Origin of the sequence: Streptomyces sp. NPDC002884, assembly GCF_040295245.1 — a bacterium.
Taxonomy (GTDB): Bacteria; Actinomycetota; Actinomycetes; order Streptomycetales; family Streptomycetaceae; genus Streptomyces.
In genome coordinates, this window is the sequence record NZ_JBEOVB010000012.1 from 217,600 (window position 1) to 233,036 (window position 15,437).

Genomic DNA, 15,437 nt, shown 5'->3' on the forward strand with positions numbered 1-15,437 from the left:
TCCTTTCGTCTTCAGCCCTCCGCGTCCTCGGCGCCGCGGAACATGCTGCGGTAGGCGGGTACGCGCCACAGCTCGTGGTGCGGAGCGAGGGCCCTGATGCGCCCTTCGTGCAGCCAGGCCACGAGGTCCGCCCGGGCGGCCGTGGCGGTCCGGCGCGTCACGACGAGCCGGGTGCGGTCTCCGTGGGTGTCGTCCATGGCACGCAGGACCGCGGCCTCGGTGGCGGAGTCCAGGCTGGACGTCGCGTCGTCGAGGACGAGCAGCCGGCTGTCGCGGGCCAGGGCGCGGGCGAGTCCCAGGCGCTGGCGCTGTCCTCCGGAGAGGGGCGCGTCGCGGACGGGGGTGTGATACCCGGCGGGCAGACGGCGGATGAAGCCGTCGGCCTGTGCTGCTCGCGCGGCCGCGTGGACCCGGGCTTCCGGGACCGGCTCCGCGGCGACGCGCAGGGCGTCGAGGACTGTGGCGCCGGTCAGTTCCGGGTCGCTGAAGGCGTAGGAGACGGCGGCGCGCAGGTCGGCGGGGCGGACCTCGTCCATGGGCAGGCCGTCGAGCAGCACGGTGCCCCGCTCCGGGGACAGGAGTCCGCCGGCCACCGCCGCCAGCAGGGAGGTACCCGCGCCGGAGCGGCCCACGAGGGCGACGCAACGCCCGGCGGGGAGGGTGAGGTCGAGCCCGTCGAGCACGGTGCCGCCGGACCTGCGCACGGTGATCGCGCGCAGCTCGACCTGCCCGGGGCCCGACGGCAGGCCGCGCAGGCCCGGCGGCTGCCGTGGCACGGCGAGGGCCTCCGAGACGCGCAGGCGTCCGGCGCGGGCGCGGGCGTGGTCCAGGAGGCTCTGCGCGGTGCCGAAGCCGCCGAGTCCCAGCGTGGCGTAGCCGAGCGCGGCGACGAGGCCGCCGGGGCCGAGTGTCCCGGTGGACAGTTCGTACCCGGCGACGGCGATCACGGTGATCTGGGTCGCGGGGGCGAGCAGTCCGGTGGACCAGGCGACCCGGCGCTGGCTGTCCCACAGGGCGCGGCCGTGCCGGGAGAGTTCCGGTACCGGTCGCAGGACGCGCTCGATCTCGCGCTCGACCGTTCCGGCGGCCGCGATGGTGCGGTGGCCGGCCAGGGCGTCCAGCAGCCGGGCGGCCACGGCGGCCTGCGCGCCCTGGTAGCCCGCGCCGCGTTGCACGGTCCGCCGCAGATGGCGGCGCAGCAGCAGCCAGCCCACGGGTGCCGTGACCGCGAAGGCGGCGGCCAGTTCCGGGGCGAGCAGCGCGAGGGCGAGCACGGAACCGGCCGCCATGGCGAGTTGGGCGACGGCGTAGACGGCCGCCTGGACGCCGAGTCCGGCCTCGGCGGCGCTCGCGGTGAGCCGGGCCACCAGGTCGCCGGTGGCCGTCCGCAGTGCCGGGTAGGGGCCGACGGCCACGAGGTGCCGTATCAGGGCGGCGCGCAGCCGCGCCGTCGCCTCGGCGGTGGCGCGGGGGCCCGCGTACTGCGCGAGGGTCTCGGCCGCCGTGAGCAGGGCGAGGACGGCGGCGAGCGGTGCGATGCCCGTGCCGGTGTCGCCGGACAAGGCTCGGTCGACGCCCGCGGCGAGGACCGCGGGCAGCACCAGCGCGGCGACCGAACTCGTCGCCACCGACAGGGCGAGGACGGTGGGCCACCACCAGGGAACGGAGGCGCTCGGCAGACCGGTCCGCGGCGACCGGTCCTTCTGTGCGAGGGTGGGGGAAGCCGTACGATCGGGAGCCCCGCTCCGCTGCGGCGGCTGTCGGTGGTCCTGTCCCATGCGGGCTCCTGCGGGAGATGGACGGACGGTCTGCGGGGCGGCAAGAGAACGCCGGCCCGGGCTGTCCCTCAGCCCGGGCCGGCTCTGTTCACCAGGTCATCCGAGGGTGGGGCGGTCGGACGGCCGGGGCGGTGCGACTACAGGCACAGCAGCGTGCTGACGGTGCTGTTGGTGCAGTTGACGGCGCTCAGGGAGCTGAGCACCGACAGGTACTCGGTGGTCTCTTCGGGGGTCTCCAGGGCCTGAAGGCTGAGGATGGACATGGTGTACTCCTGTCACTTCGGTTGTGGCTTCCCGGCGATCGCCGGAAACTCTGGGCTGCGACCGGTTACGTCGCAGGGGGCGCCGCTTCCGTGGTGCGGCGGTCAGGACGCCTTCGGGAGGGGGAGGGAGGCGGGAGCCGCGATCCCTCGGCCGTTCCAGAAGGGCAGCGCCGGGGTGTCGGCGAGGGCCGAGCCGAGCGCGAGGAGGACGCCGGCCGAGCCGGTGGCGAGGTCCATCGACAGGCGCAGCAACTGCTCGCCGGGGAAGGCCGCGTGCCCCTGGTAGGGGACGAGATGCCAGACCAGGCGCCGGATGTGCCGTCGGATCACCGGATCGTGGAGCGTGCCGCCGTCCTGGAGCAGGTGCAGCAGCAGGATCAGGCCCGCGCGTCCGTTGAACAGGCCGGACTGGACGATGAACTCGGGCTCGGCGGCGCCGCGCATCTGGTCGAGGCTGCGTCGGCGCTGCGGGTCGGGGCGATGTCGCAGCAGGGCGTGGAGTGCCGCGGCGATGCCGGCACTGCCCGTCTCGAGGTACGGCAGGACCCGGCTGCCGTCGTCGACCTGGAGGGTCCCGTCGTCGCCGAGGACGCATCGGGCCAGGTCGAGGTCGAGGGCCTGTTCCGCGAGGTCCAGCAGACCGGCGTCACCGGTGCTGTCGTGGAGGCTCAGGAAGAACAGTGCCGCGCCGGAGGCGCCGTGCAGCAGTCCTGGGCGCCGGCCGGATGCCGGGCCGGGGTTGCCTGAGTCCGGTTTCAGGCGGGCGGCGAGACGTTCGGCGACATCGACCGCGACGGCGTGCAGAGAGGCGTCGGCGGTGGTGTCGGCGAAGTGCAGCAGCGTCAGTCCGATGCCGGGCAGGCCCCCGGCGAGATCGCTCCCCTGGGCGTCGAGCGGGTCCTTGAGGAGCCGGTCGAGGAGGTTGTGGGCCTGCCGGGTGCGACCGAGCCGGTCCAGGGCGAAGGCCACTCCGTGGGCGCCCGTGTAGAGACCGGGGCGACAGGGTTCGCGGGCGACGGCCTCCACGAGCCATTCGACGTGGTCGGGGTGGACGGGCGCGCCCACGTTGTGCAGGGCCCAGAGCACGCCCGCCGCGCCGTAGGCGAGGCCCAGTCCGTCGTGGGTGAACTGGTTGGGGTCACCGGGGAAGAGGCGGTCGGTGCGCTCCGGGGTGGCGCTGGCGTTGATCGCCGCCGCCAGTGAGTCCCGCAGCGCGGGCCACTCCGCGCGGTCGCCGCTGAACAGGCCTGCCGGCGCGGCGCGTTCGGATGGACCGGCAGGTGGTGCGGGGGGTGGTGCGGGCGACCGGCCGGCGGCCGGCCGGGTCGGCAGTCCGAAGCGTCTGGAGGCGGCTTCCGTCAGTTCGTCCCGTTTCCCCGGGGCCAGCGAGGTCAGTTGGAGGAGCGGCATGAAGATCCACAGCCGGAGGGCGTCGAGCGCGTACGCGTCGATCGCGAAGCCCTCGAGGTCGGGAGGGGCTGCGAAGCCGGCGGCACCGAGCGCGGGTCTGACGAACTCGTCGACGGGTGAGGCGAGTTCGAAGTCCACGAAGCACACCCGTCCGTCGGGGCGGACGATCAGGTTGCGCGGGTGGAGGTCCCCGAAGACGACGCCCTGGGCGTGGATGGCGCGCAGCCCCTCCTCGATGCCGGCGAGGACGGTCAGCGCCTCCTCCCGGTAGCGGTCGATCGTCTCCTGGCCCGGATCGGGATGGACCAGGGGGTAGCGCTGCCCGAACCATCTGTTCAGGGGTTCGCCGGGCACGTACTCCTGCACGAGGAAGTGGTGCTCCCAGGCCGTCAGGTAGCCGAGCGCGGACGGTACGGCGGGTACGCCCTCCAGGCGGCGCAGGATGTCGTGCTCTCTGCCGAGCCGCAGTACGGCGTCGTCGCCGCGCTGATCGAGGCCGGCGTCCGGGCGGGCCTCCTTGAGGACCACCTGATCGCCCCCGGCGGCGGGGCGCGCCATGTAGATGCCTCCGCCGTTGGAGAAGTGCAGGGCCCGTTCCACCGTGTACGGGAAGTCGGCCGTGCTCGTCGCGGCCCGGTCGCTCAGGGCCTGGGCCAGGACGGCCGGTACGGGAGCCCAGTCGGGCACCTCGAACACCGCGCGCCGTACGTCCGGGCGGAGCCGGCCCGACGGTTCGCGCAGGGCGAGGACGAGCTCACCGGTCTCCGATCGGCAGAACTGCTCGGTGAAGCCTCCGTAGCGCAGGTACAACGGCCCGTTGCGCCAGCGCAGGTCGCTGAGGATGTACGGCCCGCGCAGGCCGGCGAGGGCCTCGTCGAGGTCGGTGAGGCATCGCTCCAGTTCGGGTTCGTCGACCGGGTACAGGGTCATGAACTTGCCGCTGGATCCGCGCGAGGCGTACTTCGCGTTCTGGGTCTGCACCAGGGCCGGGCTGCGCAGGAACTTGTAGGCCACGCGCTGCTCGACGCAGTAGGCGCCGACCACGGAGAGTATGTGCTCCGCGTTGTCCAGACACGCGGACACATGGATCTTCCAGCCCTGGTCGGGCAGTTCGACGTCGGCCGGCCGGCGGCCCACCCACACCTCTCTCGCGGAGGCCAGCCAGCCGGCGGGTAAGGGGTCGCCGACCGCCGCGAACTCCTCCATGGCCGCCCATCGGACCGGCGAGTCGTAGAACATTTTGTCGGCGTACGAAAAGGCCTCGTAGCGCATATCCATAACGCTCCCCCTTCACAGTGACAAGCCATTCCCGGACGGATGCAGTACGGACGGTGTTCCCCGTCGACTTCCTTGCGGAGTGATAGGTTGAACGTTTTTCGTCCTGCGATGTGAAGGTAGGGCACGCCGGACTCCGGTCGGCAGAGCGCATTCAACGCGCACATCGGGGCGCGCGAAGCCCGGCCACCTCGCCGTTCTGCCCCTCAATTGCACCGCGCATATGCGTTCGGCCTGCCACCTGGGCAGATCCTGGTCGGGCCGAACACGCATGCCATCACCATTGACCGATGCACGCAGCCGGACCCACAACCGCGTCGGCCTACGCAGGGAAGTGAACCGGCTTCTGGAAAGGGCGACTTGACGGCTCCGAATCCCGTCGCCCGGGTCCGGTGCGGCGCGAAGGCCCGGCCGGACCGCCGATTCCGGGCAGGCCGCACGGGCGAGACCCTCGACGGCGCGGCCGAGCCGCATCCGCTCCCCCGGTCGAGAGAGAAGTGGAATAGACGGTAGGCAGCCGCATACCGGCACGGGTGCCCCCGCACCCGTGGGCGACCCGGTGACGGAGGGAAGACAACGTGACCGCAACCGAACGATCACCGGACGTCGTGGTGATCGGAGCAGGCGTCGCCGGCCTCGCCTGCGCTCAGGACCTGCTGGCCGCCGGCGTCGGCGTACAGATCCTGGAAGCCTCCGACGGCGTCGGTGGCCGGATGCGCTCCGACCGTGTGCACGACTTCGTGATCGACCGCGGCTTCCAGGTCTTCAACCCGTCCTACCCGCAGGTGCGGCGACGTCTGGCAGGGGACGAGCTGGACCTCCGTCCCTTCGGCCGGGGCGTCCTCATCCACACCGAAACGGGCAGGCGCCGGCTGACCGACCCCCGCGCTCGCCCGTCCGCACTCGTCGACCTCCTTCCGGGACGCCTCGCGGGACCACGCGACCTGGCGGCGCTGGGCGCCCTCACCGCCTCGGACGCGCTGGCCCCGCCGCACCGGCTGAAAGGGCGGCCGGACCGGAGCACACGCGAGGCGCTCGCGGACGCGGGCTTCACCGACGCGTTCGTCGAGCGCTTCTTCCTGCCCTTCCTGTCCGGAGTGTTCCTGGAGGACCGGCTGGAGACGTCCGCCCGGGTGTTCCATCTCGTGTGGCGCAGCATGGTGCGCGGCGCCCTGAGCCTGCCCGCCGCAGGCATCGGTGCGGTGCCTCTCGCGCTGGCGGCGTCACTGCCGAAGGGCACCGTGCGGCTGGAGACCCCGGTCGAGCGTCTGACGGACGACGGTGTCGAGACCACCACCCGCGAACGCGTCCCGGCGCGCGCCGTGGTGGTGGCCACGGGCCCGGGACCGGCCGGGACCCTGATGCCCGACGTGGCGGTGCCCGCGTACCGCGTGGTGACGACCTACTACCACGCCATGCCGGACCCGCCGCTGAACGAGCCCACGCTTCTGGTGGACACCCGGCGCCGCTTCCTCAACACCTGCGTGCTGAGCAATGTGGCCGCCTCGTACGCGCCACCCGGCCGGGCGCTCGTGGCCACCTCGGTGCTCGGCGCGGACGCCGAAGGCCGGGAACGCGCGCTGCGCCCGACGCTGAGCGAGGCCTACGGCACCGATGCCGACCGCTGGGACCTGCTGACCGTCCGTACGGTGCCCGACGCGTTGCCCGCGATGGCGCCCCCTCAGGAACTCAGCCGCACGACCCGGGTGGCCCGGCGGCGGTACGTCTGCGGTGACCACCGGGCCACGGGCTCGGTCCAGGGGGCGATGGCCTCGGGTGCGCGCGCCGCCAGGGAGGTGCTGCGCGACCTCGGCCACTAGCACCCGGAAACAGAGCAGGGCGTGGGCACGCCGACCGGCATCGTCGTGACGCCCTGCCGCCGGCGCGGTCTCACGCGGGCGCCGCCCGGTCGTCGAGCGGGACGCCCAGCCGATCGGCCACCGTGGTGAGGGCCGTTCCCAGCGGGAGCTCGACCCGGGTGAGGGCGTGCTGGTCACCCCGGGTCGGATCCCGGTTGACGATCAGCACAGGCGTCCCCACCTGGCTCGCCTGACGGACGAACCGAAGCCCTGACATCACCGTCAGCGAGGAGCCCAGGACCAGCATCGAGGCCGCCTCGCGGACCAGCGTGCGGCAGTGTTCGACGCGCGGCGGCGGAACGGTCTCACCGAAGAACACCACGTCCGGTTTGAGGAGGCCGCCGCAGACCGCGCAGGGCACCACGCGGAAGTCCCCGACCTGTTCGTCGGTCAGATCGGCGTCACCGTCCGGGTTGATCGCCGCTGCCACCGGCGCGAAATCCGCGTTGGCCTCCTCCAGTCGCGCCGCGAGCTCGCGGCGCGGGCTGAAGGCGCCGCAGGACAGACAGACGACCCGGCCCAGGCTTCCGTGGAGTTCCACGACGTCGTCACTGCCGGCGGCCTGGTGCAGGCCGTCGACGTTCTGGGTGATGACACCCGAGAGGAGCCCGTGCCGCGCGAACGCGGCCACGGCCCGGTGCCCGGCATTGGGGCGGGCACGCCCGAAGGTGCGCCATCCGAGGTGGCTGCGCGCCCAGTACCGGCGCCGGGCCTGGGCATCGGCGGTGAAGTCCTGGTACGTCATCGGGGTGTGCCGGCTCAGGCTGCCGCCCTCGCCCCGGTAGTCGGGGATACCCGACTCCGTGGAGATGCCCGCCCCGCTGAGCACCAGTACGCCGCCGGCGCTCAGCGCGTCGACCACCTGCTCCAGATCGGTCGTGCCCGGCGGCAGGTCCTCGCCAGGGATCCAGCTCAGAGTGGGGCGCATGCGCATGCCGCCAGCGTACGGAACGGGCTGCACTCAGTGCCCGTGACCGGGTCCACGACCGGGTCCGTGACCGGGTCCGAGTCTGGCTACGGCTCTGGGCGGGGCTGGGGCGGATGCGGAGGCTATTTGTGGCTGAGGCTGGGTGTGGGGCCGAGGCGGGGGCTAAGGGCGGTGTCCTGTCCGGGCCCGGCGCGCGGCCCGGACAGCAGGCACCCCGCAACGACGTAGGCGGATCACTCGCCGGAGACGGGCTCCCACGGTTCGGTTGCCCGCACAGGACGCGAGATGGGTCACAACACGATCCGGCCAGGTGCACTCCGGAGCGGGTCTACGGTCCTGCCCACACCACATTTACGTGCACCATGCAACGAGGTGCACACGGCCCGTAAGCGGCACATGTCCCCCTATCGTCGCTCTTTGGCCTGCCGCCGGCGTCGTCGAGCAGACCCGCCCCTGCCCCCGACGAAAGTAGGCGAGCGAAGCTTTGCCGACTGCCACAGTCGCCTCTCCCCCGACGCCCCTCCCGACCGCCCCGAAGAACGCCACCGTCACGGACCCCGCACTCGTGAAACGCGCCGTCAAGGCCGCCGCGCTGGGCAACGCGATGGAATGGTTCGACTTCGGCGTCTACAGCTACATCGCGGTCACTCTGGGCAAGGTCTTCTTCCCGTCCGGGAACCCGACCGCCCAGCTGCTCTCCACCTTCGGCGCCTTCGCGGCCGCCTTCCTCGTCCGACCGCTCGGCGGCATGGTCTTCGGGCCGCTCGGCGACCGCGTCGGCCGTCAGAAGGTACTGGCCGTCACCATGATCCTGATGGCCGCGGGCACCTTCGCCATCGGCCTCATCCCGTCGTACGCCTCGATCGGCGTCGGTGCCCCGCTGCTCCTGCTGGCCGCCCGTCTGGTGCAGGGCTTCTCCACCGGCGGCGAGTACGCGGGCGCCTCCACCTTCATCGCCGAGTACGCGCCCGACAAGCGACGCGGCTTCTTCGGCAGCTGGCTGGAGTTCGGCACGCTCGCCGGGTACATCGGCGGCGCCGGCCTGGTCACGGTGATGACCGCCCTGCTGTCCACGGAGGACCTGCTGAGCTGGGGCTGGCGGATCCCGTTCCTGATCGCGGGCCCGATGGGCATCATCGGCCTCTACCTGCGGATGCGGCTGGAGGAGACCCCGGCGTTCGCGGCCGAGCTCGAGAAGGCCGAGTCGAACCGCCCGAAGGTGCCTCTGCGCCGGATGATCGTGGGCCAGTGGCGGGCGCTGCTGCTCTGCGTGGGCCTGGTGCTCGTCTTCAACGTCACCGACTACATGCTGCTGTCGTACATGCCGAGCTACCTGACCAGTGAGCTCGGCTACGACGAGACGCACGGACTGCTCGTGGTCCTCGGCGTGATGGCCGCGATGATGATCGTCCAGCCCTTCGCGGGCGCCCTGACCGACCGTGTGGGTCGCCGGCCGGTGATCGCCGCGGGCTGTGCGGGCTTCCTGCTGCTGTCCCTCCCCGCCCTGTTGCTGATCCGTCAGGGCAGCCTGTTCGCGGTGGCGCTCGGCATGGGCGCGCTGGGCCTGCTGCTCGTCTGTTTCACGGCGGCGATGCCGGCCGCTCTGCCGGCCCTGTTCCCGACGAAGGTCCGCTACGGATCGCTGTCGATCGGCTTCAACGTCTCCGTCTCGCTCTTCGGCGGCACCACCCCGCTGGTGGTGACGGCCCTGATCGGGGCGACCGGGAACATGATGATGCCCGCGTACTACATGATGGCCGCGGCCGTGATCGGCGGCGTGGCGGTGTGGTTCATGGCCGAGACGGCGGGGCGCCCGCTGCCCGGCTCGGCGCCCTCGCTGTAAGGCCGAGGACATCCGGACGGGTCGTCAGCCCGCGTCGCTCCGTTCACCGGAGACGGCGGGCGGCGATTCCCGTACCGCCCTTCTCCGCGTCGGACGCGTGGCGTCGCTTCTCATTCCCACCGACTATGCGCCAGAGACGTTTGTTCGAACGCAGACGGTGCACACGAGAAGCTGACACTGTCTTTACAAGACGAAGCGGAGAGACATCATGGGCATCATCGCGTGGATCGTCATCGGTCTGCTCGCCGGCGTCATCGCCAAGGCCTTGATGCCGGGCAAGGACCCCGGCGGCATCATCATCACCATGCTCATCGGCATCGCCGGCGGTCTGCTCGGCGGCTGGCTCGGCAAGGTGCTCTTCGGCGTCGACTCCATCGACGGGTTCTTCGACCTCTCCACCTGGATCGCCGCGATCGTGGGCTCCTTCATCCTGCTCGCGCTCTACCGCCTCGTCACCGGCAACCGGCACTCGCACCGCCACGCGTGAACCGCCGACGTCGTAGACGGCCGGGCAACGCCGACGGCTCCCACCCGTGCTCGGGGTGGGAGCCGTCGGCGTTGCTCTCGGCGGCGCAGTCCCGCGACCCGGCCGCCGGGCGGAGGTGAACGTACCTACCGGCCTTCGGGGGAACTTTGGCCCTCCGCCGCTCGCCGGCCGTCGGCCAGTGGTACGGGCATGGGGTGTCCACACCCCCCGATCGCCCCGCCTCGCCGCCCGGACGTCCGAGCGGCGAGGAGCCGCATGTGCCGGGTCTGCTGCGGACCGCGGCCGCCTACGCATGGCGGATCATCGCCGTCGGGGTCGTCGTCCGCGTCGCCTTCTCCGTGCTCGGGCAGTTCCACCGGGTCGCCGTCGCCGTCTTCCTGGGGCTTGTCATCACCGCCGTGCTCCGCCCCGTGGCGGGCCTCCTCGCGCGCTTCATGCCCCGGCCGCTCGCGGTCGCCGCCGCGCTCATCGGCGGCGCCGTCCTCGTCCTCGGCGCGCTGGCCCTGGTGGGCGAGACCGCGGCGGGCCAGCGAAGCGGGCTGGAGAAGGAGTTCGTTGCGGGAATCGACCGGATCGAACGCCAGCTGGAGGAATCCCCCTTCCACGTTCCCCCGGACGCGTTCGACGATCTCCAGTCCCGGATCGGCAAGCTCCTGTCGAGCCACCGTTCCACCCTCATCAGTACGGCGCTCAGCGGCGCGAGCCGGCTGCTCGAAGTGCTGACCGTGCTCGCCCTGGCCGTGTTCTGCGCGGTCTTCTTCACGTACTCCGGCGACCGGCAATGGCAGTGGGTGTGCGACCAGCTCCACGACGGGGCACGGCGGCGGGTCACGGTCGCGGGCCGGGCGGCCTGGCGGACGTTCACCGGTTACACGCACGGCATCCTGCTGGTGGCCGCGACCAACGCGGTCCTCGTCGGCATCGCGCTGTTCGCGCTGGGGGTGCCACTGGCGGTGCCGTTGGCACTGCTGGAGTTCCTGGCCGCGTTCATTCCCCTGATCGGGTCGCCGATCGCCCTGGCGATCGCGGCCGTCGTCGCACTCGCCACGAAAGGCCCCCTCGTCGCCCTGCTGGTCGTGGCCCTGATCGTGGTCATCGGCCAGATCGAGGGCCACCTCCTGCACCCGATCGTGATGAGCTGGGCCGTCCGGTTGCACCCGGTGGTGGTCGCGCTGGCGGTCGTCGGCGGAGCGGTCGCGGCGGGGGTGATCGGCGCCGTGGTCGCCGTACCCCTGGTCGCCGTGGTGTGGTCCGTCCACCAGGCGCTGCGAGGTGACGCGGACGGCCCGAAGTGAGGGCGAGGACCGGTCAGGAACGGACGATACGGCGCAGGTTGTCCACGGTGCCGCAACCGGCCTTCAGCTGACGCTCCCTCTCTTCCATGAACGCCTCGCCCAGCTCTTCCCGTCGCTCCATGGCGACGTTCTCGCGGGCACCGTTGAGGATCGTGCGCTCCTCCTCGTCGGTGTGGTGGGCGACGGACTCCACGAGCGCTTCCAGTTTCTCGTCCCACTCCTCGGAGCCGACCTCGTCGACCTCCAGGAGTTCGAGGAGTGCCTTGTTGCCCTCCTCGTGCTCCTCCTCGCCGTGCTCCACCTCTTCGTCCTCGATCTTCTTGAAGCGCTTGAGGGCGGGGTACACCTTCGCCTCTTCCGCGAGCGCGTGCGCGATCAGCAGATCGGCGAACTCCTGAAGGGCGGCCGCCCGGTCGGCTTCGACGCTGCGCATCAGACGGAAGAGGTCCTCCATCGTCCGGTGGTCCTGGAGAATGAGTGCAACGACGTCTCGGGTGTCAGGCATGTCGGCCATGGGAACGGGCTTCCCTTTCGTACGAGGGGACCTGGGGAGGAACCGAGTACCCCCGACCGCCGCCTTCATCGATCCCCGGTCCGGTCGCTGCCCTCCTCCGGTGCCGCTCGCGCTCCGCGCCGTCAGGCACGGTCGATCACACGAAGGCGCTCTGCCCCGTGATCGCCTTGCCGACGATCAGCGTGTTCATCTCCCGGGTGCCCTCGAACGAGTAGATGGCCTCCGCATCCGCGAAGAAGCGTGCCACCTCGTACTCCAGGACGATGCCGTTGCCCCCGAAGATCTCCCGGGCCCAGGCCACGACCTCCCGCATGCGGGCGGTGACATGGGCCTTGGCCAGGGACGAGTGCTCGTCCCGGAACACCCCGGCGTCCTGCAGAGCGGCCAGCCGATGCAGCATGCCCCAGCACGAGGTGATGTTGCCCAGGCTCTTCACCAAGAGGTCCTGCACCAGCTGGAAGCCCGCGAGCGGACGCCCGAACTGCTGCCTCTGCGTGGCGTAGCGCAGAGGCAGCTCGTACGCGCCGATCATCCACGCTTGTGCCGGGCAATGCGCCCTGCGGTGTCGTCCACCTGCGGGCACGTCGATCTGCTCAGCCCCGCCGGGGAGGGCTCGGGGTGCCGGGATCCGCTTCCCTGCGCGCCCGGGCCCGGGCGCGGTCGGTCCGGGAGCGGTCGGTCCGGGAGCGGTCGAAGGACCATGCGCCCAACCCCACCAGCACGGCCGCCCCGAGCCCGTACAGCGGCAACCACCGGGTCGTGGTGGATGCCAGGCAGTCGGCAACGGCCTCATGCCTCTGGATGTCCTGCGCCTGCGTCAGGGCCGCACGGTCCCGACCGGCGAGGTCTCCCAGCGCGGCCTCCGTCCGAAGGCTCTCGTACCTGCCCAGCTCGCGGCAGTCGCCGCGCGTGCCCGGCATCGGGAAGAGCCACGTCGAGCGCTGCAACACCGGGGCCAGCGCGATCGCGATGCACAGGCCCACCACCAGCGAGTACGCGACCAGGGACTGCACATACGCGCGGCGCAGGCCGGACGCCCAGCAAGGCAGGCGGTAGAAGGAGACGATCACCGCCAGAAGTGTCACTCCGATGTATGCCGCGAACCACTCCCAGGAGCCCTGCGCGAGTGCGAACGTGAGGACGGCGGCAAGCCCGATGCCGATGACCCCTGCCTGGCCCGGGTCGCCATGGACGCCCGGGCGGACCGGCGGAGACGTCCGGGCCTGTGGAGCATCGAGGTCGCCCACGGTCTTTCCTCCCTCGTCCGAAGCCACCAGTGTTCGCGCACACAGCCCCATCGGCCGGACGCCGGGCGGTCGCCCCGACCCCGGAGCCGCCCGATCAGCGGATCGGGCGGGGGAGCTTCGTCGATATGTGCTCGTGGTACGAACGCCGGCTCCGCTTCGAGCCGCGCGGCCCGTTCCAGCGGCCGGGCCCGGGGCGGAACGGGTCCGGTGGGGTTGCCGCTGTCGGTGCGCCGCGTCCAGGTCCGCCACCCCGGCACGGTCACCCGTGCGGCTGTCCGTCTCCTGTCACCGTGGCGGCGCCGTAGTGAGGAAGTCCAGGACGAGCGGGCCTGCGACGGCGCGGAACTCCTCGAAATAGGCGTGCCGCGCTCCGGGGATCATGTGAAGCCGGGCGCCGGGAATGCGGTGCGCGAGCAGAGGGGCGTTGGCGGCGGGGTTGAGCAGGTCGTCGCTGCCGTGCACGACCAGGGTGGGTGCGCCGATGCCGGGCAGGAGGTGCCACGCGTCGTGCTGGTTGCTGGCCACCAGGTGCCGGCGTTGGGCGTACGCGGGCATGGCCGGGTCGCCGAGTGTCCGGTGGGGGCCGGGGTGTGTCGCCAGCCAGTCCGGGGTGTACATCAGCTCGAGCAGGGCCTGTCGCGCCGCGCCGGGCTGAGGTTGCACCAGCGACCTGCGCACGTCGTTGTCGCGTTCGACGGCGTGCGGGCCTCCGGGTGACGTGCAGCCGAGCACCAGGGCGCGTACGCGGTGCGGATGGCGGGCCGCGAGCTGCTGGCCCACGCGTCCCCCCATGGACGTGCCGTAGACGTCGGCCCGGTCGACTCCGAGCTCGTCGAGCACCGCGATCACGTCCTGCGCGAAGATCTCGGTGCTGTAGGGGCTGTCGGGCTTGTCGCTGTCCCCCGTGCCGCGGTAGTCGATCGTGAGGGTGCTGCGGTCGGCGTGGAAGTCGTCGCGTACCCCGTCCCACCAGTGGTGGTTGTTCGCCTGACCCGCCAGCAGGACGAGCGGCGCTCCCTCGCCCCGGACCTGGTAGGCGATTCGGACCCCGTCAGGCGTTGTCGTGTGCTGCATCGGCCCTTCTTCACTCTTCGTCGCACTCGTCGTCCGGACACTGCGAGGACTGTATGACCTGCGCGGAGCCCTCGGCGATGCGGGATCAGGATCGTGAACCAGGTCGCACACCCGGGGTTCGGGTTGCGGGCAGGGGTGGTGCGTATGTTCGGATGAGTCGATGCGCACCCCCCACCGCATGGATCCGCGTCACCGTCCCTACGACCGCTCCGCCGCACCCCGCGATCCCTACGAGGAACTCGGCGCCCTCGACGACGGCCCTCCGGAGGAGTTCCTCGGCGAGGGCGCCGCCGAGCAGTGGGCCGACCTGAAGCCGGAACAGGAACCCGAACAGGAACAGGGATCCGAACAGGCACCTGAGCGGGAACCGGAGTGGACCCCGCCCGGTCACCGCCGCGGCGGCCGGCGCCGACGTCGGCGGGGCCGTTTCGCCGGTCTGCCGCTCGCCGTGAAGGCGGTGGTGGGTCTGAGCGTCCTCGCCGCCTTCGTCACCCTCGCCGACCGCTGGGCGCTGCTGTACGCCGAGCACAGGACCGCGGACACCCTCAAGAACCAGTTGGGCCTGGCGGCGGCGCCGGAGGTGGAGATCGGCGGCTTCCCCTTTCTCACCCAACTCGCCGACAAGCGGCTGGACTCGGTGCGGGTGACGGTGCCCGACGTGTCGGCCGAGCGGGTGTCGCTGGCGAAGGTGTCGGCCACGGCCCATGACGTCCGGCTGGACGCCGACGGGCTCACCTCCGTACGTGGTGCCCGTGTCCCCCGGCTCGACGGCGACGTCCTGCTGTCCTTCGCCGACCTCAACCGTGAACTCGGCGCGTCCCAGGTGAAGTTCACCGGTGACGGCCGTGACCGGGTCCGGGCCCGCGGCATCCTGCCGGTCGCCGGGCACGACCTGCGACTGCGCGCCGAGGCCACGATCCGGCGGCAGGGCGAGCGGGGCGTCGGCACGCGGATCGGCGGCATACGCCTGGACATCGGGGACCTGGCCACCTACCGCCCCGGCACGCGCGCCTCGGACGGCCTGCACCTCACCCCGAAGGCGTCCGCCGACCTCGCCCGGGAGACCCGTAAGGCGAAGGCGCTGCTGTCGGTCCCGGCGATCGTGCAGCGGCTGGGAATGCCCGAGGCGGCCGTGCGCGCGGCCCTGAGCGACGACGGCAAGCTCGCCGAACTGACCGGCTCCTCGCGCTTCGCCCGCCAGGCCCAGACCCTCAACCTCATCGACCTGGCCCTGGACAACCCCGAGGTGCTCCGCGGCCTGGGGCTCGACCCCGACCTCCTCAACGCCCTGTCCCGGCTCACCCGCCCGGCCCTCGCCGACCGGCTTTCCCTGGCCTTCGAGCTGCCGGAGCCAAAGCTCGGGGACGTGCGGCTGCGGTACGTCCACGTGGAGAAGGACGGCATCCGCGTGCGGCTCACCGGCTCGGGACTGGCCGTGGGCGGCTCCTGACGCACGAGCCGCCG

At 72.0% G+C, this 15,437-nt stretch carries 12 protein-coding genes and 1 pseudogene; 5 read left to right on the forward strand and 8 right to left on the reverse strand.

All coding sequences use genetic code 11. The features are described from left to right. Positions 1–11: 11 nt before the first annotated feature. From ABT070_RS24665 to lanKC, 3 genes are all read right to left on the reverse strand, one after another. Positions 12–1,778: an ATP-binding cassette domain-containing protein gene (locus ABT070_RS24665; RefSeq protein WP_351764011.1), complete on the reverse strand. Its 1,767-nt coding sequence runs from the start codon at positions 1,776–1,778 to the stop codon at positions 12–14. A 137-nt stretch (positions 1,779–1,915) separates the two neighbouring features. Continuing rightward, positions 1,916–2,041, reverse strand: a complete 126-nt coding sequence (locus tag ABT070_RS24670; RefSeq protein ID WP_020127262.1) for a SapB/AmfS family lanthipeptide — start codon at positions 2,039–2,041, stop codon at positions 1,916–1,918. A gap of 102 nt (positions 2,042–2,143) precedes the next feature. Then, positions 2,144–4,729, reverse strand: a complete 2,586-nt coding sequence (gene lanKC / locus ABT070_RS24675) for a class III lanthionine synthetase LanKC (protein ID WP_451101422.1) — start codon at positions 4,727–4,729, stop codon at positions 2,144–2,146. Between the two features lie 575 nt (positions 4,730–5,304). Between lanKC and ABT070_RS24680 the strand changes: the two genes are divergently transcribed. Continuing rightward, on the forward strand, positions 5,305–6,546 hold the full coding sequence (locus tag ABT070_RS24680; protein WP_351764013.1) for an NAD(P)/FAD-dependent oxidoreductase: 1,242 nt from the start codon (positions 5,305–5,307) through the stop codon (positions 6,544–6,546). Between the two features lie 70 nt (positions 6,547–6,616). On the opposite strand, the gene ABT070_RS24685 is transcribed toward ABT070_RS24680, so the two are convergent. Beyond that, on the reverse strand, positions 6,617–7,519 hold the full coding sequence (locus ABT070_RS24685; protein ID WP_351764014.1) for an NAD-dependent protein deacetylase: 903 nt from the start codon (positions 7,517–7,519) through the stop codon (positions 6,617–6,619). Between the two features lie 478 nt (positions 7,520–7,997). Here ABT070_RS24685 and proP point away from each other — a divergent pair, with 478 nt between their 5' ends. The 3 genes from proP (at position 7,998) to ABT070_RS24700 (ending at position 11,138) form a co-directional block, all read left to right on the forward strand. Next, positions 7,998–9,356: a glycine betaine/L-proline transporter ProP gene (proP, locus tag ABT070_RS24690; protein ID WP_351764015.1), complete on the forward strand. Its 1,359-nt coding sequence runs from the start codon at positions 7,998–8,000 to the stop codon at positions 9,354–9,356. A gap of 208 nt (positions 9,357–9,564) precedes the next feature. Next, positions 9,565–9,843: a GlsB/YeaQ/YmgE family stress response membrane protein gene (locus ABT070_RS24695; RefSeq protein WP_351764016.1), complete on the forward strand. Its 279-nt coding sequence runs from the start codon at positions 9,565–9,567 to the stop codon at positions 9,841–9,843. 194 nt (positions 9,844–10,037) lie between these two features. Then, the gene (locus ABT070_RS24700) at positions 10,038–11,138 is read left to right on the forward strand and encodes an AI-2E family transporter (RefSeq protein ID WP_451101420.1); all 1,101 of its coding nucleotides are present in this window, start codon (positions 10,038–10,040) and stop codon (positions 11,136–11,138) included. Between the two features lie 13 nt (positions 11,139–11,151). Here ABT070_RS24700 and ABT070_RS24705 read toward each other — a convergent pair whose 3' ends face one another. From ABT070_RS24705 to ABT070_RS24720, 4 genes and pseudogenes are all read right to left on the reverse strand, one after another. Continuing rightward, on the reverse strand, positions 11,152–11,643 hold the full coding sequence (locus ABT070_RS24705) for a hemerythrin domain-containing protein (protein ID WP_351764017.1): 492 nt from the start codon (positions 11,641–11,643) through the stop codon (positions 11,152–11,154). A gap of 145 nt (positions 11,644–11,788) precedes the next feature. Continuing rightward, positions 11,789–12,184, reverse strand: a pseudogene (locus ABT070_RS24710) (acyl-CoA dehydrogenase family protein); the annotation flags it as partial. 61 nt (positions 12,185–12,245) lie between these two features. After that, positions 12,246–12,899 carry a hypothetical protein gene (locus ABT070_RS24715; protein ID WP_351764018.1) on the reverse strand — a complete coding sequence of 218 codons (654 nt, stop codon included), beginning with the start codon at positions 12,897–12,899 and terminating at the stop codon, positions 12,246–12,248. Between the two features lie 285 nt (positions 12,900–13,184). Then, positions 13,185–13,973, reverse strand: a complete 789-nt coding sequence (locus tag ABT070_RS24720) for an alpha/beta fold hydrolase (protein ID WP_351764019.1) — start codon at positions 13,971–13,973, stop codon at positions 13,185–13,187. Positions 13,974–14,133: 160 nt separating this feature from the next. Here ABT070_RS24720 and ABT070_RS24725 point away from each other — a divergent pair, with 160 nt between their 5' ends. Next, positions 14,134–15,423, forward strand: a complete 1,290-nt coding sequence (locus tag ABT070_RS24725; protein ID WP_351764020.1) for an LmeA family phospholipid-binding protein — start codon at positions 14,134–14,136, stop codon at positions 15,421–15,423. The last annotated feature ends 14 nt before the right edge of the window (positions 15,424–15,437 follow it).

Bases quoted from the DNA above. Each gene is read 5' to 3' on its own strand.
- ABT070_RS24665 (WP_351764011.1), bottom strand. From the start codon at position 1,778: ATGGGACAGGACCACCGACAGCCGCCGCAGCGGAGCGGGGCTCCCGAT.
- ABT070_RS24670 (WP_020127262.1), bottom strand. From the start codon at position 2,041: ATGTCCATCCTCAGCCTTCAGGCCCTGGAGACCCCCGAAGAGACCACC.
- lanKC (WP_451101422.1), bottom strand. From the start codon at position 4,729: ATGGATATGCGCTACGAGGCCTTTTCGTACGCCGACAAAATGTTCTAC.
- ABT070_RS24685 (WP_351764014.1), bottom strand. From the start codon at position 7,519: ATGCGCATGCGCCCCACTCTGAGCTGGATCCCTGGCGAGGACCTGCCG.
- ABT070_RS24695 (WP_351764016.1), top strand. From the start codon at position 9,565: ATGGGCATCATCGCGTGGATCGTCATCGGTCTGCTCGCCGGCGTCATC.
- ABT070_RS24705 (WP_351764017.1), bottom strand. From the start codon at position 11,643: ATGCCTGACACCCGAGACGTCGTTGCACTCATTCTCCAGGACCACCGG.
- ABT070_RS24720 (WP_351764019.1), bottom strand. From the start codon at position 13,973: ATGCAGCACACGACAACGCCTGACGGGGTCCGAATCGCCTACCAGGTC.
- ABT070_RS24725 (WP_351764020.1), top strand. From the start codon at position 14,134: ATGCGCACCCCCCACCGCATGGATCCGCGTCACCGTCCCTACGACCGC.